Source organism: Nocardia sp. NPDC003482 (genome assembly GCF_053588115.1).
Map to the genome: position 1 here is coordinate 202,534 of NZ_JBSFPI010000012.1, position 21,068 is coordinate 223,601.

General features: G+C 69.9%; 23 protein-coding genes. 11 read left to right on the forward strand and 12 right to left on the reverse strand.

Annotated features, from left to right (window positions below; all coding sequences use genetic code 11):
* Nucleotides 1-3 precede the first annotated feature (3 nt).
* The 4 genes from ACWDSJ_RS20785 to ACWDSJ_RS20800 are packed head-to-tail and all read left to right on the forward strand — an operon-like array spanning nt 4 to nt 3,118.
* Complete coding sequence (locus ACWDSJ_RS20785) at nt 4-684, forward strand: alpha/beta hydrolase (protein ID WP_450033639.1); 681 nt, start codon at nt 4-6, stop codon at nt 682-684.
* A complete protein-coding gene (locus ACWDSJ_RS20790) occupies nt 650-1,060 on the forward strand; it encodes a hypothetical protein (RefSeq protein ID WP_387363816.1) in 411 nt (136 codons plus the stop codon). Before ACWDSJ_RS20785 ends, ACWDSJ_RS20790 begins: the two co-directional genes overlap by 35 nt.
* Complete coding sequence (locus ACWDSJ_RS20795) at nt 1,053-2,363, forward strand: PPE domain-containing protein (protein WP_450033640.1); 1,311 nt, start codon at nt 1,053-1,055, stop codon at nt 2,361-2,363. Before ACWDSJ_RS20790 ends, ACWDSJ_RS20795 begins: the two co-directional genes overlap by 8 nt.
* On the forward strand, nt 2,360-3,118 hold the full coding sequence (locus ACWDSJ_RS20800) for an ESX secretion-associated protein EspG (RefSeq protein ID WP_450033641.1): 759 nt from the start codon (nt 2,360-2,362) through the stop codon (nt 3,116-3,118). Before ACWDSJ_RS20795 ends, ACWDSJ_RS20800 begins: the two co-directional genes overlap by 4 nt.
* A 7-nt stretch (nt 3,119-3,125) precedes the next feature.
* Here ACWDSJ_RS20800 and ACWDSJ_RS20805 read toward each other — a convergent pair whose 3' ends face one another.
* Both ACWDSJ_RS20805 and ACWDSJ_RS20810 read right to left on the reverse strand, forming a co-directional pair.
* Nucleotides 3,126-3,761 carry a phosphoribosyltransferase gene (locus ACWDSJ_RS20805; RefSeq protein WP_450033642.1) on the reverse strand — a complete coding sequence of 212 codons (636 nt, stop codon included), beginning with the start codon at nt 3,759-3,761 and terminating at the stop codon, nt 3,126-3,128.
* 13 nt (nt 3,762-3,774) lie between these two features.
* On the reverse strand, nt 3,775-4,728 hold the full coding sequence (locus ACWDSJ_RS20810) for a carbon-nitrogen hydrolase family protein (RefSeq protein ID WP_450033643.1): 954 nt from the start codon (nt 4,726-4,728) through the stop codon (nt 3,775-3,777).
* A gap of 411 nt (nt 4,729-5,139) precedes the next feature.
* Here ACWDSJ_RS20810 and ACWDSJ_RS20815 point away from each other — a divergent pair, with 411 nt between their 5' ends.
* Nucleotides 5,140-6,897 (forward strand): DEAD/DEAH box helicase, encoded by a 1,758-nt coding sequence (locus ACWDSJ_RS20815; RefSeq protein ID WP_450033644.1) that lies wholly within the window; start codon nt 5,140-5,142, stop codon nt 6,895-6,897.
* A 1-nt stretch (nt 6,898) separates the two neighbouring features.
* Here ACWDSJ_RS20815 and ACWDSJ_RS20820 read toward each other — a convergent pair whose 3' ends face one another.
* Together ACWDSJ_RS20820 and ACWDSJ_RS20825 are read right to left on the reverse strand one after the other, a co-directional pair.
* Nucleotides 6,899-7,693 carry an SDR family oxidoreductase gene (locus tag ACWDSJ_RS20820; RefSeq protein WP_450033645.1) on the reverse strand — a complete coding sequence of 265 codons (795 nt, stop codon included), beginning with the start codon at nt 7,691-7,693 and terminating at the stop codon, nt 6,899-6,901.
* A 157-nt stretch (nt 7,694-7,850) separates the two neighbouring features.
* Complete coding sequence (locus tag ACWDSJ_RS20825) at nt 7,851-8,609, reverse strand: hypothetical protein (RefSeq protein ID WP_450033646.1); 759 nt, start codon at nt 8,607-8,609, stop codon at nt 7,851-7,853.
* Nucleotides 8,610-8,754: 145 nt separating this feature from the next.
* Here ACWDSJ_RS20825 and ACWDSJ_RS20830 point away from each other — a divergent pair, with 145 nt between their 5' ends.
* Nucleotides 8,755-9,927, forward strand: a complete 1,173-nt coding sequence (locus ACWDSJ_RS20830) for an acyl-CoA dehydrogenase family protein (RefSeq protein ID WP_450033647.1) — start codon at nt 8,755-8,757, stop codon at nt 9,925-9,927.
* 9 nt (nt 9,928-9,936) lie between these two features.
* Entirely contained in the window at nt 9,937-11,061 is a 1,125-nt protein-coding gene (locus tag ACWDSJ_RS20835) for an acyl-CoA dehydrogenase family protein (RefSeq protein ID WP_450033648.1), read from the forward strand.
* A gap of 89 nt (nt 11,062-11,150) precedes the next feature.
* Here ACWDSJ_RS20835 and ACWDSJ_RS20840 read toward each other — a convergent pair whose 3' ends face one another.
* On the reverse strand, nt 11,151-11,879 hold the full coding sequence (locus ACWDSJ_RS20840; RefSeq protein ID WP_450033649.1) for a hypothetical protein: 729 nt from the start codon (nt 11,877-11,879) through the stop codon (nt 11,151-11,153).
* A 282-nt stretch (nt 11,880-12,161) separates the two neighbouring features.
* On the opposite strand from ACWDSJ_RS20840, the gene ACWDSJ_RS20845 reads away from it, so the two are divergent.
* Entirely contained in the window at nt 12,162-12,413 is a 252-nt protein-coding gene (locus ACWDSJ_RS20845; protein ID WP_387363854.1) for a hypothetical protein, read from the forward strand.
* 43 nt (nt 12,414-12,456) lie between these two features.
* The gene (locus tag ACWDSJ_RS20850) at nt 12,457-13,272 is read left to right on the forward strand and encodes a GNAT family N-acetyltransferase (RefSeq protein WP_450033650.1); all 816 of its coding nucleotides are present in this window, start codon (nt 12,457-12,459) and stop codon (nt 13,270-13,272) included.
* A gap of 88 nt (nt 13,273-13,360) precedes the next feature.
* Here ACWDSJ_RS20850 and ACWDSJ_RS20855 read toward each other — a convergent pair whose 3' ends face one another.
* The 3 genes from ACWDSJ_RS20855 to ACWDSJ_RS20865 form a co-directional block, all read right to left on the reverse strand.
* Nucleotides 13,361-13,786: a nuclear transport factor 2 family protein gene (locus ACWDSJ_RS20855; RefSeq protein ID WP_450033651.1), complete on the reverse strand. Its 426-nt coding sequence runs from the start codon at nt 13,784-13,786 to the stop codon at nt 13,361-13,363.
* A 72-nt stretch (nt 13,787-13,858) separates the two neighbouring features.
* Nucleotides 13,859-14,623 (reverse strand): hypothetical protein, encoded by a 765-nt coding sequence (locus ACWDSJ_RS20860; RefSeq protein WP_450033652.1) that lies wholly within the window; start codon nt 14,621-14,623, stop codon nt 13,859-13,861.
* A gap of 124 nt (nt 14,624-14,747) precedes the next feature.
* A complete protein-coding gene (locus ACWDSJ_RS20865) occupies nt 14,748-16,277 on the reverse strand; it encodes an FAD-dependent oxidoreductase (RefSeq protein WP_450033653.1) in 1,530 nt (509 codons plus the stop codon).
* 44 nt (nt 16,278-16,321) lie between these two features.
* Between ACWDSJ_RS20865 and ACWDSJ_RS20870 the strand changes: the two genes are divergently transcribed.
* Nucleotides 16,322-17,044 (forward strand): TetR/AcrR family transcriptional regulator, encoded by a 723-nt coding sequence (locus tag ACWDSJ_RS20870; RefSeq protein ID WP_450033654.1) that lies wholly within the window; start codon nt 16,322-16,324, stop codon nt 17,042-17,044.
* A gap of 7 nt (nt 17,045-17,051) precedes the next feature.
* On the opposite strand, the gene ACWDSJ_RS20875 is transcribed toward ACWDSJ_RS20870, so the two are convergent.
* On the reverse strand, nt 17,052-17,390 hold the full coding sequence (locus ACWDSJ_RS20875; RefSeq protein ID WP_450033655.1) for a hypothetical protein: 339 nt from the start codon (nt 17,388-17,390) through the stop codon (nt 17,052-17,054).
* Between the two features lie 142 nt (nt 17,391-17,532).
* Here ACWDSJ_RS20875 and ACWDSJ_RS20880 point away from each other — a divergent pair, with 142 nt between their 5' ends.
* Entirely contained in the window at nt 17,533-17,958 is a 426-nt protein-coding gene (locus tag ACWDSJ_RS20880) for a pyridoxamine 5'-phosphate oxidase family protein (protein ID WP_387363874.1), read from the forward strand.
* Here ACWDSJ_RS20880 and ACWDSJ_RS20885 read toward each other — a convergent pair.
* The 3 genes from ACWDSJ_RS20885 to ACWDSJ_RS20895 all read right to left on the reverse strand — a co-directional run bounded on the left by ACWDSJ_RS20885 (nt 17,949) and on the right by ACWDSJ_RS20895 (nt 20,961).
* Nucleotides 17,949-19,160 (reverse strand): CaiB/BaiF CoA transferase family protein, encoded by a 1,212-nt coding sequence (locus ACWDSJ_RS20885; protein WP_450033656.1) that lies wholly within the window; start codon nt 19,158-19,160, stop codon nt 17,949-17,951. The genes ACWDSJ_RS20880 and ACWDSJ_RS20885 overlap by 10 nt on opposite strands.
* A 16-nt stretch (nt 19,161-19,176) precedes the next feature.
* Nucleotides 19,177-20,100 (reverse strand): TauD/TfdA dioxygenase family protein, encoded by a 924-nt coding sequence (locus tag ACWDSJ_RS20890; protein ID WP_450033657.1) that lies wholly within the window; start codon nt 20,098-20,100, stop codon nt 19,177-19,179.
* 90 nt (nt 20,101-20,190) lie between these two features.
* Nucleotides 20,191-20,961 carry a deoxyribonuclease IV gene (locus tag ACWDSJ_RS20895; protein WP_450033658.1) on the reverse strand — a complete coding sequence of 257 codons (771 nt, stop codon included), beginning with the start codon at nt 20,959-20,961 and terminating at the stop codon, nt 20,191-20,193.
* Nucleotides 20,962-21,068: the final 107 nt, after the last annotated feature.

Below are 21,068 nucleotides of genomic sequence, written 5' to 3' on the forward strand. Positions count from 1 at the left end.
CCGGTGCCGTACTTCCAGGGCGGCCGCGGCCGGTTGCACTACCGGATCCGGGCGGTGCCGCGCCCGCGCGCCGTGGTGGCGCTGCTGCCGGGCAGCGGCCAGCACAGCGGGCACTATCAGCGGTTCGCGCGCGCGTTGAGCGCGCGCGGCATCGAGACCTGGGCCCTGGACACCGCGGGTCAGGGCCTGAGCGAGGGAGATCCCGACAATCCCGGCGCCCCCGCGGAATTGGCGGCCGACGCCCGCGCGTTCACCGATCTGATCCGCGCCCGCCACCCGGATGTGCCGCTCGTCGTCGTGGGTCATTCGCTCGGCGCGGCCACGGCGGTGACCGCGTGGCTCGAATGCGCCGCCATGGTCCTCACCGGCACCCCGGCCCGCGCGGTCGCGGCATTGCCCGAGGTCCCGGCGCATCCGCCGGTGCTGGCACTGCACGGCGTGGACGATCGTCGCGCGCCGATCGATCCGATCAGGGAGTGGACCGCGCGCGGGCGCTCGATAGGCTTGCGTGAGTACGCCGATGCCGGGCACGATCTCCTGCACGAGCCGGTACACGCACGGGTCACGGCCGATATCGCGGAGTGGATCGACGGCGTCGTCGCCGAATGGCATGACGACCGGATGAACCGAGCACGAGAAAGGGGGACCGGTGCAATCTCAGGAGAAGGCGGATCTGCGCGCTGATGTCGCGGCCCTGTCGCAGGCGGTCGAGGACGGCACGCTGTGGATCGACGGCGTCCACGTCACCGAGGGCACGCACGAGCGCTGCGCCCAGCGGTACGAGGAACTGGCCGAACGGATCGAGAGCCAGCTCGGCGGGCTGCGCGCGGCGGTGTCGCTGCCCGGCTTCGGCGGTTTCGAATCCGGCAACGCGCTGCGGCGCGGTTTCGAGAGCAAGGCCGCCGAGGCGCTGCAACGGTTGCAGGAGTACGCCGACGCCGCCCGGCAATTCGCGGATACGCTGCGCGCGGCGGGCGCGGTGTACGCGCGGCACGATTCGGACGCGGCCACGGCCCTCGGCCGGATCGGCGCGCAGACCGTGGGGGTGGGTCATGCATGAGGTGGGCGGGCGCGCGGCCACCCCGGGCACCGATCCGGACTACGCGCCGAACTGCGAGGTGTTCGATCATCTCGGCTACGACGAGATCTATCGCGGTGTGGCGCAACTGAAGCCGGAGGTGCTCACGGCCGGGCGGCAGGCGTGGCAGCGCTCGGCGACCGGGGTGGGGGAGGCGGTGCAGCAGGCGCACGCCGAGATCCGCGGGGCCATGGCCGACGGCTGGCGCGGTCCGGGCGCGGCGGTGGCGGCGGCGGCGATGCAGTCGTTCGAGGAACTGGGACAACATCTCTCGGATGTGCTGGCCGTGGTCGGGCAGCGGCTGGACCAGGCCAACGACGCGGCCGAGACGCTGCGCGCGGCCCTGTCGAAACCGGTTGCGGCGCAACCCGATCTGGAGGCCGCGCTGCTGGATCCCAAGCAGGCCACCGCGAATACGGCCCTACAGAAGACGGCGGAGAATCTGCGGCTGGACGCCGTGCGGGTGATGCACACGGTGTACGAGCAGACGTTCCTGCCGACCGGCTCCCAGGTGCCCGCCTTCCACAGCGGCGGGCTGTACCCGAATACGGTGGTGGTGGAGGGGCCCGCGGATCCGACCGCGCCCGGGGGCGGGTCGGCCGATGTCATGCGACCCGGTGCCGTGGTGGGCGGGGACGCGGTGGTGCGGCCGGTCGCCGAATCCGTCACGCCGACAGCGGAATCCGTGGCGGATGGGGCGAGCGCACGGGAAGGTGAGGTGGCCGAAGGGGTTTCGGCTGCGGCTCCGACTTCGCCCGCCGCGGCGACCGCTCCCGCGGCTGCGGCCGTGCCCAATGTGGCAACCGCGCCCGCGTCCGTTCCGGCATCGGAACCGGTCACCGCACCGACTGTCCCCGCATCGAATACCGCTGCGCCGCATGTCGTTTCGCCGAACGGTGCGCCCTCTGCGTCCCCCGCGGCCACCGCGCCGATCTCGGCCCCCGCCACCCGGATCGCCGCCGCCGACAGCGAACAGCAGCGCAAACGCGACGACCGCCGCGACGGGAACGGCACCGGCGGCACCGATGCCATCGGCGGTATGGGCGCGGGCGTGGTGGGCGGTCTGGCCTCCGGCGCCTTCGCCGCGAGCGGTGACACCATGCGGCCCGCCGCCGCGACACCGATGCGCCCCAAGGTCGTTCGGTTCGACGACGAGGACGACGACGAGTACTACTCCGACTTCGACGAGCCCACCTATCTGGAACCGGGCGAGCCCGGCGGCGATCTGGTGGGCCGGATGGATCCGACCACCCCGCCGGTGCTGGGGGAATGGGCTGAGGAGTGAGATGGACCCTCACCCCCGATCAGTTCGCGCTGGCGTGGGAGCGCACCGACGGTGATCGCATCCCGTATCCGCTGGCGGTCCGGCTGTCGGCGCGCACCAGCGACGAGCGGGCCGCCCAACTGCCCGCGCTGAACGAATGGTGCGCCCGCACACTGGATCCCGATCTGGAGGCGGCGCTGCGGGTGCTGGCCCGGCCCGCCATCCGGGTCGAGGTGTTCGGGGAGCAGGGTCCGCCGGAGCAGGCGCAGCCGGTCCGCGTGCTGGGCGCCACGGCCGGACACGTCGCGGTGGTGGCGGCGCAGCGAGCGGGCGCGGATCCCGAGCGCGGCGAGGCCGTGCGGTTGTTTGTCGGACATCCCAAAACGCTTGCCGCGCGGGTGATTTCGGTGCTGCCCGAGAAGGAGCCCGGTGGCCTGCCGCGCTACACCGCGCCGCTGAACCGGGTGCGGGAGGACAGCCGGGATCTGGTGACCGTCCCGGTCTCCGGTCCGACGGTCTCCGCGCGCATGCGGCGGCTGCTGAAACAGCCGCGCGAGGGCATCGGGCAGATCGTGGTGTCGGTGCGGCGCGCGGACGATACGGTGCGCCCGCTGGGGGTGCTGTGCTGGATCGATGTGGCGGGCGACGGGCGGTACGCGATCCGCACCCGCACCGATGTCGACATCGTCCCGGTGACGGCGGAGGCGTTCGCGGCCCAGCTGCGCCCGGTGCTCGCCGCCGCGGAGCGGCTGATCGCCGACCACGCGGTGTGGTGACCCGGCGTCACCCCGCGCCGTCCCGCAACAACTCCACGACCTCGTCGTCCTCGAGCTGGTGGAAATCCTCGTAGGCCCCGCCGACGCCGCCGAGCACGCGGGGGACGAAGGGGCACACGACCTCGTCGGCGAGGGGTTCGACGCGGTGCAGCGCCTCGATGGAGGAGACGGGGACGGCGACGGTGATGCTGCGGGGGGCGTGCATACGGGTGACTCGGCAGGCGACGGCGACGGTCGCGCCGGTGGCCATGCCGTCGTCGACGATGACCGCGGTGCGGTCGGCGAGGGGGACGGGCGGGAGTTCGGCGCGCAGAAACCGTTGGCGGCGTTCGAGTTCGGTGAGTTCGGCGTCCTCGACGTCGACGAGCTGGTCGGGGGTGACGCCGGTGTGCTGGACGACGTCGTCGTTGAGGACGCGGACGCCGCCCTCGCCGATCGCGCCCATGGCCAGTTCGGGCTGCCACGGCACGCCGAGTTTGCGGACCAGCAGCACGTCGAGTTGGCCGCCGATCACCGAGCGCACGCCCGCGGCGACCGGCACCCCGCCCCGGGGCAGGCCCAGCACCAGGGGGTGCGCCGCCCGCAGGTGGGTCAGCGACCCACCCAGCGCGCGCCCGGCCGCGACCCGATCGGGGTAGATCATGGTGCGGTCCAGTCTAGGGCGAGATGGTGAAACGCCGCAGCGACAGACTCGGATTGGTGGTGCGGACCTGCTCGAGGTGGTCGAGGTCGACCCGGGCGGTGGCGATGCCGTCGGCCTCGCCGAGTTCGGCCAGCACGACGCCCATCGGATCCACGATCATCGACGCGCCCGCCCCGCGCGGCGTCGCCTGATCGGCGGCGGCCACGTAGACGGTGTTCTCGATGGCCCGCGCCCGCAGCAGCGTCGTCCACTGGTCCACCTTGGCCGGACCCGGAATCCATTGCGCCGGAAGCAGAATCACGTGCGCCCCGGCCGCGGCGACGCGACGGCAGCCCTCCGGGAAGCGCAGATCGAAACAGGTCTGCAAGCCGAACACCACCCCGTCCACGGTGAATGTGGCCGGATCGGCGATATCGCCCGCCAGCACGATATCGGACTCGCGGAAGCCGAACGCGTCGTACAGATGCACCTTCCGATACACCGCCGCGAAGTCCGCCTCGGGCCCCGCCGCCACGAGCGTGTTGTAGATCCGCCCGCTCTCCTCGCCGCCCGGCGACTCCACCACCCCCGCCACCAGATGCACCCCGAATTCGGCTGCCAGCCCGCGCAATCCGGAGACGAACTCCCCCGTGATCGGCTCGGCCGCCGCCACCACCCGCTCGTCCAGCCGTTTCACCGCGAACATCGAATACTCCGGTGCCACCACCACCCGCGCCCCGTACTCCGCCGCCGCCCGCACATGCTCGCGCAACATCGCGAGATTCGCCGCCTTGTCGGTGTACGGCCCGAACTGCACCACGGCCACATCCACCGCCCGCGCCGGCGTCGGCACCGGCGCGGGCGCCGGACTCGGCTCCGCCACCGCCTCCGTCCCACCCACCGGAACCGACCCACCGGCCTGCACGGCCGTCGAACTGCTGATCACGACCGACGGCACCACGCCGGACACGGACTGCTGGGGTTGCATACGTCTCACCGTATTGTCCCGACGCCCCGCCCGCCCACCAGGAGCCTCGAGACGAGCGTGATTGTTGTAAACCACATCGGATTGCGGGTGGTGCGAGGCTCGCCGTCGTGTCCGCGCCGAGCGACCTGCTCGCCGAAATGAGCCATCCCATCGACGGGACTGGTTGTGCGGCAGACTGTTTCGTGGCATGGACCACGATGGTCCGCGTGCGTCGCGACGAGCCCCTGGACTGCGGTGTGATGCTCCGCACGGCGTGACGCACGTCCCGGTGATACCGCTGGTCACGGCGCTGACTCGGGGCGCGGGCGGGTGTCGGTGGCCGACCGGGGTCCGGGATCGGCGGGTTCGGGGACTCGACCCGAGGCAGCAGTGGCGGTGGGTCGAACCTCAGCTAGTAAACTGCTGGTCAATATGAACACTCCACCGGTCGACAGCGTTGCCCATGACAACGAGAGGGACGCAGCCGACCCGTCCTTCGCCGATCTAGGTATCGATGACCGCCTGCTCGCGGCCATCGCCGATGTCGGCTACGAGTCTCCCTCCCCGATTCAGGCGGCGACGATTCCGCCGTTGCTGGCGGGGGCCGATGTCGTGGGGCTGGCGCAGACGGGGACCGGGAAGACGGCGGCGTTCGCGATTCCGATCCTCATGGGGCTCGAGGGGAAGGGGAAGGCGCCGCAGGCGCTGGTGCTCGCGCCGACGCGGGAGCTGGCCATCCAGGTGGCCGAGGCGTTCGGGCGGTATTCCTCGCATCTGCCGGGGGTGCACGTGCTGCCGGTGTACGGCGGGCAGAACTACGCCGTGCAGTTGTCGGGGCTGCGCCGGGGCGCGCAGGTGGTGGTCGGGACGCCGGGGCGCATCATCGATCACCTCGAGCGCGGCACGCTGGATCTGACCCAGCTGCGGTATCTGGTGCTCGACGAGGCCGACGAGATGCTCAAGATGGGTTTCCAGGAGGACGTCGAGCGGATTCTCGCCGACACCCCGGCCGACAAGCAGGTGGCCCTGTTCTCGGCGACCATGCCGTCCGCGATCCGCAAGATCTCCAAGCAGTATCTGAAGGATCCGGTCGAGATCACGGTCAAGACCAAGACGACCACCAACACCAACATCACCCAGCGCTACGTGCAGGTGTCGCATCAGCGCAAGCTCGACGCGCTCACCCGCATCCTCGAAGTCGAGTCCTTCGAGGCGATGATCATCTTCGTGCGCACCAAGCAGGCCACCGAGGAACTGGCCGAAAAGCTCCGCGCCCGTGGCTATTCCGCCGCGGCCATCAACGGCGACATCGCGCAGAACCAGCGCGAGCGGACCATCGGCCAGCTCAAGGCCGGATCGCTGGACATCCTGGTCGCCACCGACGTGGCCGCCCGCGGACTCGACGTGGACCGCATCTCGCATGTGGTCAACTACGACATCCCGCACGACACCGAGTCCTACGTGCACCGCATCGGCCGCACCGGCCGCGCGGGCCGCACCGGTGAGGCGCTGCTGTTCGTCGCCCCGCGCGAACGCCGCCTGCTCGACGCCATCGAACGCGCCACCCGCCAGCCGCTCACCGAGATGCAGCTGCCCACGGTCGAGGACGTCAACGCCCAGCGCGTGGTGAAGTTCCAGGACGCCATCACCGAGAACCTCGCCTCCGACAATCTGGCGCTGTTCCGCAAGCTCATCGAGGACTACGAGGCCGAGCACAACATCCCGCTCGCCGATATCGCCGCCGCGCTGGCCGTGGGCGCGCACGACGGCGAGAACTTCTTCATGGAACCCGAGCCGGAGCCCGAACGCGGTCGCCGCGACCGGGACCGCCGCCGCGAGCCCGGCGCCCCCGCCGGCCCGAACCGCGTCACCGGCGGCGAGATGGCGACCTACCGCATCGCCGTCGGCAAGCGGCACCGCGTGGTCCCCGGCGCGATCGTCGGCGCGATCGCCAACGAGGGCGGCCTGCGCCGCAGCGACTTCGGCCACATCAGCATCCGCCCCGACCACAGCCTGGTGGAACTGCCCGCCGACCTCCCCCCGGAAACCCTGGACGCCTTGCGCCGCACCAGAATCAGCGGCCAGCTCATCCAACTCCAACTCGATCAGGGCCCACCCAACCACCGCACGATGCCCCGCAACCATCGCCGCGACCCCAAGCGCCCGGACCGCCGCAAGCCCCGTTCCTGAATCACCAAGGCCCGCGGCGGAATCCGCCCTCGCAGTCGAGCACCTGCCCGACCACCCAGCGCCCCGCATCGGACACCAGCCAGGCGACGAGCCGCGCCGGATCGTCCGGATGCCCGGCCTCGCCGCGCGGGAAGGCCCGCCGGAGGCGGTCCAGGCCCTCGGGGGAGAGGTATCCGGTGTCGACGGGCCCCGGGTTGACGGTGTTGAGCAGGATGCCCCGCCCGACGAGTTCGGCGGCGACGGTGGCGGTCAGCCCGGCCAGCACGGATTTCGCTGCGGCATAGGCGATTTCGCCCGGCAGCGGGCCCAGATGCTGTCCGGAGGTCAGCCACACCACCCGCCCGCGATCGGTGACCGCGTCGCGTTCGGGGCGGTAGCGCCGCGCGAACTCGCGGGTGAGCAACAGCACCGAGCGCGCGTCGACGGCCCAATGGGTGTCCAGCATGTCGGCGTCGATGTCGAGCAGGGTGCCGTCGCCGCCGCTGCGCGCGTGATTGGCCACCAGGATGTCCACGTGACCGAATTCGCTTGCGGCGGCTGCCATTACGCGCTCCGGTGCGACGGGATCGACGAAATCCACACTCATATCGGATATCCGGGTCACCGCCGCGAGTTCCCGCCGGATCGCGTCGATGTCGTCCGCGCCCCACGGCTGCGCCTCGTCGTGCGGAACCCAATGCGTCACAAGGAGATTCGCGCCCATGGCGGCCAAGCGCCGCGCGACCGCGAAGCCGATTCCCTGCCGTCGGCTCACCCCCGTGACGACCGCGACGCGCCCCGACAGTTCCCCCGGCATCGGCTCACCCCTTCGCCCGCGTCCCGCGCATCGGCTGACACTGCGACGACATCATCGGCGCGCGCTCGGCGTCAACCGGTTTTCGCGACGACGACCGGCCCGGCCTCGCCGGACGCTCGTGCCCCGATACCGCCGGGGGAACGCGGGCGTCCCCCGATCAGTTGGGCGTCACCGGTCCGTTCTCGCCCGGCGCGCCCTTGTCGTCCGTGGTGCCCGAACGCGGTGCGGGTCGTCCCGGCGCGGCGGACGGGCTCGGAACCGGTTGGGCCGGAGCGGCATTCGGATCCGACGGCAGGGGCTCGTCGGCGACGCTGAACATGCCGACGGTCGGGGTCATCACGCACAGGGACGTCGGGTAGTTGATCGTGCCCCACATGGTGGCGACGATGGTGCCCGCGCCGGTCTCGACCGTCTTGGACAGGCCGGGCAGGTGGTAGTCGGTGAGATCGTCGAGCGGGTCGATTCCGGCGCGGCCGTTGTTGACATTCACCCAGGCGACGGTCAGGCCCGAGGAGATCGGGAAGCCCGTCACGGCGGGGGTGGCCTGGAAGGTCAGGGTGCCCGGGGCGCCCGCGATACCGCGCGTCGACCCGGCCGCGCCCGAGATCCCCGAGGCGGCGGTCAGGGTGAAGAAGGTGTCGCCGCAGCCGACCGTCGGCGCCTGATACGCGAACGGCGCGAAACCGCCCGCGACCTGCTCCAGGTGCGCGGCGGTGATGAGATGCGCGGCCCTCGCGGTGGACTCGACCCCGGCGCGGGCCGCCGGATCGTCGCCCGCCGTGGCGGTCAGCCGCTCGATCGCGGTGTCGAGGGGGGATTGCGCGGGTTCCGCGATGGCGCTGCCGAACGTGGCCGCCGCCCCCACTGCGAGGGCGGCCGCGGTCACGGCCAGGCGCGCGATGGTCCTGCCGGTCATCCGAGCAACGTACCAGTTCGTCAACGGATCGCGCCGCCTCGGTTACATCCACGCCACCCCGGGCAGACTGTGATCCAGCGGACAACCCTCCATTACCGAGGGGTAGGTTTGATCACGGACAGTCCGAACACGGTGGGAGACGCCCATGAAACTTGCCTTGTCACCCGATGAGGTGGCCTTCCGGGACGAACTGCGGGAGCTCTACCGGACCAAGATTCCGGCGGAGATCCGTGACAAGATCAAATACGGCCGGGAGCTCTCCCGCGACGACATCGTCACCTCGCACAAGATCCTGCACGAGCACGGCCTGGCCGTGCCGAACTGGCCGGTCGAGTGGGGCGGCAAGGACTGGACGCCGATCCAGCGCCACATCTGGGAGGACGAGCTGCAACTGGCGTGCGTGCCCGAGCCGCTGACGTTCAACGCCAACATGATCGGCCCGGTGATCGCCCAGTTCGGCTCGCAGGAACTCAAGGAGCGCTTCCTCCCGCCGACCGCCGCCCTCGACATCTGGTGGTGCCAGGGCTTCTCCGAACCGGACGCGGGTTCGGACCTCGCCTCGCTGCGCACCACCGCCGTGCGCGACGGCGACTCCTACATCGTCAACGGTCAGAAGATCTGGACCACCCTCGCCCAGTACGCCGACTGGATCTTCTGCCTGGTCCGCACCGATCCGCAGGCGCCGAAGAAGCAGGCGGGCATCTCGCTGCTGCTGTTCGACGTCAAGACCCCCGGCGTGACCATCCGCCCGATCAAACTGATCGACGGACATCACGAGGTGAACGAGGTCTTCTTCGAGAACGTCCGCGTGCCCGCCGACCAGCTCGTCGGCGAGGAGAACATGGGCTGGACCTACGCCAAGTTCCTGCTGGGCAACGAGCGCACCGGCATCACCGGCGTGGGCCGCACCAAGGTGAAACTCGCCGTCGCCAAGGAGTACGCGGCGAAGACCTCGGTCGGCGACGGCACCCTGCTCGAGGATCCGCTGTTCGCCTCCCGCATCGCGGAATTGGAGAACGAACTGCTCGCGCTGGAGCTGACGCTGCTGCGGGTGGTCGCCAATTCCCAGGAGGGACGGCCGAATCCGGTCTCCTCGGTGCTCAAGCTGCGCGGTTCGGAACTCCAGCAGGCCGCCACCGAACTGCTGCTCGACATCGCCGGCCCGGACGCGCTCCCGGTGAACGCCGAGGGCATCGGTTCCCCGGACTGGGCCCAGCGCACCGGGCCGTCCTATCTGAACTACCGCAAGACCACCATCTACGGAGGCTCGAGCGAGGTGCAGCGCACCATCATCGCCTCCACCATTCTCGGATTGTGAGGCGCCGCAATGGATTTCGAACTCACCGATGAACAGGGCCTGTTGCGCGACACGGTCCGGGATCTGCTGACCCGCGCCTACGACCCGGAGACCAGGCTGAAGGTCGTCGACACCGATCTGGGCTGGAGCCGCGAGGTGTGGTCCCAGCTGGCCGAATTGGGCGTGCTGGGCCTGAGTTTCAGCGAGGAGGACGGCGGCGTCGGCGCGGGTCCGGTCGAGACGATGGTCGTGGTCGAGGAGATCGGCCGCCGCCTCGCGCCCGAACCGCTGGTGGACGCGGTCCTGCTGCCCGGCGGGCTGATCGCCCGCGCCGGTACGGCCGAGCAGCGCCAGCGGGTGCTGCCGGAGGTGGTGAGCGGCGCGAAGCTGCTCGCCTTCGCCCACGACGAGCCCGGTTCGCGCTGGCCCGCCGTGACGGTGACGACCACGGCGACCGCCGACGGCGACGGCTATCGGCTCACCGGCACCAAAAACCCGGTGGCGCACGGTGATTGCGCCGACGAGCTGGTGGTCAGCGCGGCGCTGCCGGACGGCGGCACCGGACTGTTCCTGGTCGCGGCCGACGCCGAGGGCGTGACCCGCACGCCGTACCGCACGTTCGACGGCCGCCGCGGCGCGCAGATCGAATTCGCCTCGGCCCCCGCGGAACTGCTCGGGGAGGGCGACGCGAGCGCCGCCGTCGCCGACGAGATCGGGGTCGCCCAGGCCGCCCTGTGCGCCGAATCCGTCGGCGCCATGGCCGAGGCGCTGCGGCTGACGACCGAATACCTCAAGACGCGCAAGCAGTTCGGCGTCACGCTGTCGAAGTTCCAGACCCTCACCCAGCGCGCCGCCAACCTGTACGTCTCGCTGGAGCTGGCCCGCAGCATGAGCTACTACGCCACCGCCTCCCTGGCCGACGGCGCGGTGAACCCGATCGCCCTGTCCCGCGCTCGGCTCCAGGTGGCCCGCTCCGGCCGGCACATCGCCCAGGAGTCCATCCAGATGCACGGCGGCATCGGCATCACCACCGAATACCCCGTGAGCCACTACGCCGCCCGCCTCACGGCCCTGGAACGCACCCTCGGCGCCCCCCTGGACCACCTCCACATCCTCACCGCCCACACCCCCACCTACGACCTCGTAGAGCTGTAACGGCAACCCAGCCGCACCCTTTATCCGAATCCGCACCCCTTGCAGAGCCATGTAAGGGGTGCGGATCTCGAGAAGGGGTGCGGCTGGGGTCAGTCGGTGTGGGTGGCGGGTTCGACTCGGAGGGTGGGGGTTTCGTGGGGGGCCGCGGCGGGGGTGGTCGGCTGGGAGGTGGGGGCCGGGGTTCGCGCGGGGGTGGGTTGTTCGGAGGTGGCCGGGGGGAGGGAATTCTCGGTGGGGGTGGCCGAAGGGGTGATCGGGAGGTTCTTGGTGGTCTCCGGCTCCTCGGGGGCCTCGACCGGGCGGGGCGGTTCCGGTGCGGCGGCGGGGGATTCGTTGCGCGGCAGATCCGGTGCGGCGGCGGGGGATTCGTTGCGCTGTGGTTCCGGTGCGGCCGCGGGGGATTCGTTGCGCGGCGGTTCCGGTGCCGGAGCCGGGGATTCGTTGCGGGCCGGTTCGGCGGGGCGGGGCTGGCCGTCGGCCGGTTCCACCGGGGGATTGCTCGTGGTGGTGGAGGTGGTGGCGCTGGTCGGGGTGCGGCGCGGGGGCGTGTTGATCGCGATGCGCCAGGTGGGCGACGGCGGAATCAGCACGCCGGGGGTGGTGCTCGTGGAGCGGGTGCCGGGCTGGGCGCTCTGGAGATCCGAATTCAGCGGCGGCGGTGCGACATAGATGTCCTGATGTCCCAGACCACACGAACCGATCAGAACCAAACCGAGCGAGACCGCGCCCGCGGCGATCGCGGGACCCGTCACCTTGGCGGTCAGCCGGCGTGAGGTGTCGTCGGCGCGATCACCCGCGCTCTCCCTGCTGCCGTCCATGCGAGTGGTGCTCCTCAATTGTCGAGTCGCCTCACCTTAATCGAGGTCGAGGCATCGGGCTAGGCAGGCCGGTCGGTCGGCAAGATACCCCGGGGGTAATGTCAAACATTACTGATTCATATATCGAATTGATTACTTCGGCGTGTCGCGGGCACGTGTCGTGTGAAGATTCCGCAACGGAGTCGTACCGTGTGAGCAAAGTTACACGTGAGACGCCTGAAATGTATTGAGGGACAACCGCGAATGTCGCAAACCCCCGACGGGCGTCATCGAGGAGTGATGATGGGAGCATATTCGACATCCCCGCTGCGTGCGGTGTCGGACAACGATTCGGGCGCAACCGAATCCGGCCGCACCGGGTGGGCGATCGTCTCCCGCGTGCTGGCGTGGTCGATCTTCCTCGGCGGACTGACCGGCGCGGTGCTCGGCATCGCGGGTCTGCGCGTGGAGATCACGGTCGCCGGACTGATCCTCGCCTGCACGGCCGGTCTGGTGTTGTTGAAGCTGCGCGCCGACGCGCACGCCGAACGCTGAATTCCCTGGGCTCGGCGGGCATTCGCGCCTACCGTGAACATGTATGAGGATCGAGCTGACCGAGGACGCCGGTGAGTTCCGGCGTCGGGCGGGGGAGTTCCTGTCGCGTGATCCATTGCGGCACACCGTGGTCGCCACCGCCGTCGACAATTTCGTCAGCGGGCTGAGCGACGGGCACGCGCTGTTCGCGGCCGTGACCGCCGGGGACGACGTGATCGGCGCGGGTATGCGGACCGGCGGGCAGAGTGTGTATCTCAGCGACGTGCCCGATCCGATCGTGCCGGAACTGGCCCGCAGCTTCGCCGAACGGGAACCCACCGCGCCGGGGGTGGAGGCCGCGCCGGGCATCGCCTTGGTCTTCGCCGAACAGTGGACGGCGTTGCACGGCAGCAAGTTCCGGATGGACTTCGCCAGCAGGCTGTATCGGCTCGGAACCCTGCGCGCGCCGGAGGCGGCCGGGTCGGTGCGCCGCGCGGTCGACGCCGATCTCGAGCTGTGCGTCCGCTGGCTCGACGGTATGCGCGCGGAGGTGGGCGTCGGCATGGACCGCGCCGCCGTCCGGGTGCGCATCGCCCTGGGCCGACTGTGGTTGTGGGAGCGGGACGGTCGCCCCGTCTCGATGGCCGCCCACCAGGCCCGCGCCTACGGCTGGAGCCGGATCGGCCCGGTCTACACCCCGCCGGAGGAACGCCGCAACGGCTACGCCGCCGCCCTGACCGCCCATGTCTCCCAATGGCTCCTCGACCGCGGCACCCGCGTCTGCCTCTTCGCCGACCTCGCCAACCCCACCTCCAACAAGATCTACCGATCCATCGGCTACGAACCGGTCCGCACCTACGCCCACTACGCCTTCGAGTAACCCCAGCCGCACCCTTTGTTCGAATCCGCACCCCCTGCATGGCCCTACAACGGGTGCGGATTCGAATAAAGGGTGCGGCTGGGTTGGTTCAATTGGGGACGCGGGTGGGGTCGATGGGGGTGTTCTGGGCGGCGGCGAGCCACCAGTGGTCGTCGCGGTGGATCAGGATGTAGAGGGCCAGTTCGGAGAAGGCTGTGGGATCGGTTGCGCGCCTGGCGATTTGGGTGATGACGACGTTGGGGGCAGGGCTGGTGGCGGTGACGACCTCGAAGGTCGAGGCGGGGGCGATCCGGTCGCGCATGAGTTGGTGGTGGATGGCGTTGAGGTGGGCGTAACCGGTGACGGTGGCGCCGAAGGGGGAGCCCCAGAGGATGTCGGCGGCGAAGGAGTTGTCGTAGCGGTCGGCGTCGGAGGCCTCGACCGCCTGCTGGAGTTCCGCCGCCAGGTTCGCGGCGACCGCGTGTGCCTCCGCCTCGGTGGCCAGGTCGGACAGGGTGGGCCGGGTGATCGTCATGGTCTGCTCCGTTCTCGAAGATCGATCCGACCCTAAAATCTGAACTCCACTCGAGGTCAAGCGCGCCGGAGCCTACCCCGGCAGTCGGCCTTGGTTGATGTCGAATCCTTGCAGCCGCACGTATTCCACACCGTCGCCGGTCCCGGGGTTCCGACCCGAGGAGTCGTCCTGCTCGGAAAGCGGTCGGGTCAGCGGGCACTCCGCGCACTCGCCGGAGGCGGCGGTTGTGCTGGCCCCGGACCCGTTGGCGCGCAGCCCGATTCGGATCGGTTCGGTCGCTCGGTACAACCGGCCGCCGGTCGGCGCCCCGCCCGGTTCCGCGGATTGTGGCGGCGGCGGATAGTCCGACAGGCGAGCGGTCCATCGCGCGGGCGACAGCGTCCTCAGCGCGAACGGTCCCTGGCAGTCGCCGCACTTCTCGAAGATGACGGTGATCGACTGGTACCAGGTTTCGACCAACGCGCCGGACTGCCGCCGCAGCGAGCTCGGTGGGTCGTCATCGGTGTCGAGCAACCCGAGGGTGACCCTCCCGAAGACTGGATGCATTGCCTCCATCGAGAACTCCAGAGTCTTCAGCCGCACCGAGTCGGCATCGTCGCCGCGCAGGACCTTCACGACACGCGAGCCGAGAAAGTCGAGTATCGGCAACGGCGGCGGCAGGTTCACGACCAAGGTCGCGCCGAAACCGCTCAGGCTCAACGTGAAGCTCTCACCGACCTTCGGCAGCGCGGCGGCGTCCGGAGCGGCGACGGCGGGAGCGGCCGGGGCGAGTAACCCCCAGCCGGCGAGCGCTCCGGTGTAGCCGAGCAGGCCGCGACGGCTCAGTGCAGGTGTCATAGCCGTCGATTATGACCCCGAGGTGTCCCGGCCCCGAGATTCCCACGCCCGTGATCTGTCCGGACGTGGGGTCGCCGTCCGGTGGTAGCTCGCCGCGAGTGGGGACCGGCGTCCACGGCGATCCTCAGTGTGCGGGTGTGGCTGCCCCGAGGACGTGTCGCAGCGCCGCCCGGACCGCGCCGTCGAGATCGGGGGGCATAGTCCGCGCGCGCCAGGCGATGATCTGGTCCGGACGTACCAGGACCGCGCCGGAGCGGTCCACACCCACTGTGTCGCACCAGGATTCGTCTAGAGTGTGGACCTGGACCGACTGTCGCGCCGACTGCCAGGCTTCGCCGTCCGGCCCGGTGAGCAAGACGAAGTCCGTACCTATGAGATCGAGGGTGGACCTGCCGTCGGTCGAGAACCGGTGGGGGAGGCGGGTTCCGGGCTGGCCGTGTAGGTCGAGGCGGGTCATTGTGTGTGGGCTGTCGTCGGGTACGAGAGCGCCTGTGGCGTAACGGGTTCCGAGGATGAGGGCGATCGGGTCGGTCAATGGGGTGCCGTCGGTGGAATCGGTTGTCATGCGGCGTAGGTCGGGGGTGCGGATGCTGGATTGGTCGGCGATGTGCCAGCCGGTGGGGTGGCGTTCGGTGTGGTAGCTGCCCAGGAGGGTCGGGTCCGCGTCGCCGCGCAGCACCCACGCCAGTTTCCAGGACAGGTTGTGGGCGTCCTGGATTCCGGTGTTGGCGCCCGCGGCCGCGTACGGGGGCATGACGTGTGCGGCGTCGCCGGCGAGGAAGACGCGGCCCGAGCGGTAGGCGTCGGCGACGAACATTCCTGGCTCCCAGGTCAATATGCTGAGTATCTCCGGGTGCGCGTCGGGCACGCCGAGGGCCTCGCGCACCACCTCGGCCCAGTCGTCCGCCGGGCGATCGATGTCCACGGCCGTGCTGAAGATCCACCGGCATCGCCCGTCCACGGAGAGGAAAGCGCCTGGCGTCACGGGGTTTTCGATCTGGCAGAGATTGAACTCCCGGCCCCGCACCACATCCGACAGGTCGGCCCGGAAGTACACGTTCACCGCGCGTCCCAGCGTTCCGCGTCCGCTGCGCGCGATCCCGAGCCGCCGCCGGATCGGGCTCGCGGCCCCGTCCGCCGCGATCAGCCAGGCTGCGCGCATCACGCTCACCGAACCGTCCGCGGACCGCAGTGTGACATCGAGACCCGTTGCGTCCTCGGTGAATTCGACGCATTCGACACCGAATCGGATATCCGCGCCGCGTTCCTCCCCGAGTCGGCGCAGCACCGGTTCCAGCGTGTCCTGGGCGCACAGGCACGCCGCGGTCGGGGTGATGGTGTCCCACTCGGGCACGCCGCCGGGCAGGGTGAACGGGAGCCGCTCGGCCTCGGCCAGCGTGGGACCGGCTGCCATCGCCTGGAATTCGGCCAGATCGGCCGCGGCGGCGAACACCTCCTCCGCGATGCCGATCTGCCGGAACAACTCCATGGTCCGGATGTTCACGCGCCGGGCCTTCGGCTGCGGCGACGTCGTCTCCCGCCGCTCGACCAGCGTGACCGCCACACCGTGATACCGCAGGAACAGCGCCGCAGACAGGCCGACCAGGCCGCCGCCGACGATCAGAACGCGAGGTTCGTGTATCTCGTACACCATGTGTACTTAGTACACGAATGGTTGAATGCGGGCAAGGAGGTGTGATGACCGACGAGGCGCCCGGCCCGCTGATCTGGTCGCTGCCCGAACCCCCGGGACGGCCGACGACGAGCCTGAGCCGGGCCGACATCCTGCGCGCGGCCCTGGCGATCGCCGACGCCGAGGGCGCGCGGGCGCTCACCATGCGCCGGGTGGCCACGGCCGTGGGCGCGTCCACCCCTATGTCGCTGTACCGCTATGTGGGCAGCAAGGACGGTCTGGTCGATCTCATGATCGACGCCGTCTACGGCGAGATCCCGCTCCCCGCCGACGCCGGGAGCTGGCGACTGGGCCTCGAGCGATTGGCGCTGAACACGTGGGAGGTGATCCGCCGCCACCTGTGGTTCGGTGAACTCGTGCACACCCGCCCCCCGCTGGGCCCGAACGCCTTGCGCTACTTCGATTTCCGCTTCGCGCTGCTGGAGCCGCTGGGGCTGTCGGCCGACGAGCTGACCCTGCTCACCGGGGCGGTGGACGGCCACATCGTCGGCGCCGCACTGCAATCGGCCGAGGAACTGCGCATGCGCGACCGGATCGGCCTGCGCACCGACGCCGAACTCGAGGCGGCCGCCCGCCCGTTCGTGGAGCCGATGCTGTCCGACGATCGCTATCCGGCCTTCGCGCGCTGGTTCCGGGGCCGGACCGGTTCGGGGCCGGACGATCCGGTCGCCTGGACGCTGGCGTGCCTGCTCGACGGAATCACCGACCGCCTGGGGTTGCCTCGATAACGCTCGATCAGCGGCGGCGTTTGCGGCGCATCGGCGGATTGACCTCGGGCGCTTCGGGTTCGCGCTCGAGCACCAGGACGGCCAGGGCGGTGTCACGGATCAGCAGATCGAGATCGTCGAGCAGGCCGGTCACCGCGTCGCTGGCCTCCCGGAGTTCGGCGTCGGTGTCGGAATGTCGCTCGAAAACCGCACGCAGCGAATGTAATTGCAAACCGACATCGAACAGGTGCCGCACCAAGCGGTCGCTCAGGGTGGTGAACTCGGCTCGATCGCTCAGCGACTCGTCGCGCTGAATGCCTTGGGGCGCGGGAAGATTCACGCCATTGCGGTCGTGCACAGAATCCACGTTTCCTCCGGTCGCGAACGGCGGTGGTCGCGAGCCTCGCTGTTGGACTCGGAAAGGTGTCGTTTCAATACTAGTCCGATTCGTGAGCGTTCACGTCCGGTGCGGCCGCCCGGATCCCCAGACCGCCAAGGATAATCGGGGCATGGCGGACCGAAGCCGGCGAGAGCTGCGCGAACTGACCAATGGTGATGCCCTGCGACTGCTCGGATCGGTGCGATTCGGCCGGATCGTGTTCGCGCGGCACGCCCTGCCGACCATCCGTCCGGTCAACCACCTCCTCGACGGCGAGCAGGTGATCGTCTACGCCAACCTGAACATCGTGGCCATGCATTCGGACCGCCAGGTGGTCTCCTACGAGGCCGACACCATCGACCACCAGACCCAGCTCGGGTGGTGCGTAATCCTCACCGGCACGGCCGAACCCGTCCTCGACGCCGACGAGGTCGCCCACTACGACGGGCTCGTCGAGCCCTGGCTGCCGGGCGCGCAGCACCGGATCGTGCGGATCAAACCCGATATCGTCACCGGGATCGAGTTGATCGACAAGCTCGAGGACGATCAGGACTGATCGAGCGCGGCGATCTCGGCGTCGGACATGCCGAGCAGTTCCCGCAGCACCTCGTGGGTGTGCTCGCCCAGATCGGGGCCGACCGCGCGGATCGGCAGCGAGCGGCCGCCGATGACGGGCACGATGCCGGGGAAGCCGACGGGTTTGGGTTCCGGTTCGCCCACGTCCACCGGGAAGGTCTGAATCATGTTGCGGGCCCGATACTGTGGATCGTCGGCGATGTCGGCGGCGGTGTAGATCGGGCCGCACGGAATGGCGGCCTCCTCCAGGATCCGCAGGGCCTCGTCCCGGGAGTGCCGCCGGGTCCACTCGGCGATGGCGGCGTCGAGCCGTTCGCGGTGCCGCCAGCGGCCCGCGTTGTCCTGGAGTTCCGGGTCGGCGGCCAGATCGGCCCGGTCGATCACCCGCATGTAGCGCTGGAAGATGGCGTCGCCGTTACCGCCGATGATGATGCTGGTGCCGTCGGAGCAGGGGTAGGCGTTGCTGGGGGCGATGCCCTCCATGCGCCCGCCGACCCGCTCGCGGCGGATGCCGTAGGCGAGGTAGTCCGGGACGAGCGACTCCATCACCGACAGGATGGATTCGTTCAGCGCGACGTCGATCACGCGCTGGTCCAAGGGGATTCGGCCGTCCGCGCGATCGCGCCGGAACAGGGCCATGACCGTGCCGAACGCGGCGTAGATGCCCGCGATCGAATCGCCGATCGACACGCCGACCCGCACCGGCGGGCGATCCGGATCGCCGACCAGTTCGCGCAGGCCGCCGACCGCCTCGGCCACCGCCGCGAAACCCGGGCGACCCGCCAGCGGCCCGGTCTGCCCGTAGGCGGAGATCCGGGTGACGACCAGATCCGGATTGGCCGCGTCGAGCACGTCCGGACCCAGTCCCCATTTCTCCAGCATCCCGGGCCGGAAGTTCTCCAGCAGCACATCGCAGTGCCGGATCAGATCCAGCACGACCGCACGGCCCGCCGCGGTGCGCAGGTCCAGGGTGATGGAGCGCTTGTTGCGGTTGACCGTGCGGTACAGCATCGAGGTGTCACCCCCGTAGAGCCGCCAATTGCGAAGCTCGTCACCGGTTTTCGGGCGCTCGACCTTGATCACGTCGGCGCCGAAGTCGCCGAGTATGCGCCCGGCTGTCGGCGCCGCGATGTAGTTGCCGAGTTCGAGCACCCGAATCCCGTCCAAGGGGCGAATCTCCATGCGGAGAGCATGCCAGCTAGGCCGCGCGGACGTCCTCGACGATCGAGTAGTGCCCGGCGTCGCCCGCGATCGGCGTGCTGGGCACGCCGTCCACGCCGACCGGGATGTCGCCCGCGAGGGTGATGCGGGTCAGCTTGCGGTGCTCGGCGCCGTCGTAGTCGTCGATCGCGTAGTGCTGGGTGGCGCGGTTGTCCCAGATGGCGACGTCGCCGAGCGACCAGTTCCAGCGGGTGGTGTGTTCGAGGCGGGTCACCCGATCCTGGAACAGCCGGAACAGCGCCTGCGATTCGGCGCTCGACACCCCCACGATCTGCTTGACGAAATGGCCGAGCAGCAAAGCCTTTTCGCCGGTTTCGGGGTGGACGCGCACGACCGGGTGTTCGGTCTCGTAGAAGGTGGACTCGAATTCGGTGCGATCGGTGCGGGCGCGGTCGTGTTCCTCGCTGACGTAGTCGTAGACGTTGGAGTGCCGGGCGCGCAGACCCTCCGCGAGCCGCTTCAGCGGTTCGGGCAGCGAGTTGTACGCCGCGACCGTGGACGCCCAGGTGGTCGAGCCGCCGTAGCTGGGCAGGGTCACCGCGCGCAGGATGGACGCCTTGGGCACGCGGTCGACGAAGGTGACGTCGGTGTGCCAGCTGTTGGCCCGGCCGTGCTGGGAGTCGATGGCCAGGCTCTTGATCCCGCGGGAGGTGACCGTCGGATGCGGGGTGGTCGGGGTGCCGAGCAACTGGGCGAATTCGTACTGGCCGTCCTCGGTGAGGTGCTGCTGCCCCTGGAAGAAGATCACCTTGTGCTCGTTGAGCGCCGCGCGGATCGTCGCCACCGTCTCCGGGTCGAGGTCACCGCCGAGCCGCACCCCATCGATCCGCGCGCCGATGTGGGTACCGAGCTTGACCACCCGCACGGCGGTCTCCGTGGCTGCTGCGTAATCGACAGACATACAAGGCCTTTCGTTGGAACCGAACGGCTCCGAGCAGACCACGGCCGGGCTCTCCGGGGACACCATTACGGTCACCCGGATCGCAAAGTGCTACCCCACGTGCTCGCGCAGATACGCCATGTCCTCGGCCAACCCCTCGGCGGGCGTCTCCAGCACGACCGGCGCGTCGGCGGTGCGGCAGACCTCGGCCAGCAGTTGCGGATCGATCGTGCCGTCCGCGAAATTGGCGTGCCGGTCCGCGCCGGAGTTGAACTCGTCGCGGGAGGAGTTGAGGTGGACCAGATCGATGCGACCGGTGATGGCGCGGATGCGCTCGACCACCCCGACGAGCTCCTCCCCGCCCGCCCAGGCGTGGCAGGTGTCGAGGCAGAAGCCCGCGCCGTGGTCGCCGACGGCGTCCCAGAGCCGGGCGATGGCGTCGAAGTGGCGGGCCATCGCGTGATTGCCGCCCGCGGTGTTCTCGATCAGGATCGGGACCGCGAAACCGCCCTTGTCCGCCTGGCGTTCGAACAGCTTGCGCCAGTTGTCGATTCCGGCCTCGATCTCGGCGTCGGAGCGCACATGGCCGCCGTGCACGACCAGGCCGAACGCGCCGAGGTCCGCGGCGGCCTGTGCCTGCTGGGCCACCGCGTTGCGCGAGGGCATCCGCAGCCGGTTGTTCGTGCTGGCCACGTTGATCTGATACGACGAGTGCACCACCACGTCGATGGGACTGGACTTGATCTCGTCGGCCCGCGGGTGCGGCGTCGGTTTCTCCCAGCCCTGCGGATCGATGACGAACATCTGGATGACCTCGGCGCCCAATCGCTCACCGAAGCCGATCGGATCACTGTCTTGGCGGACGTGTGCTCCAATGCGCATGATCACGAGGGTATCGGTAGGCTCCGACAGGAATGTCCGGGCGGGCATCGAACCGGGGGCGGGGACGGGGACGTATCAATCTCCGTCGGCGTGGCGGTCCTGCGGGA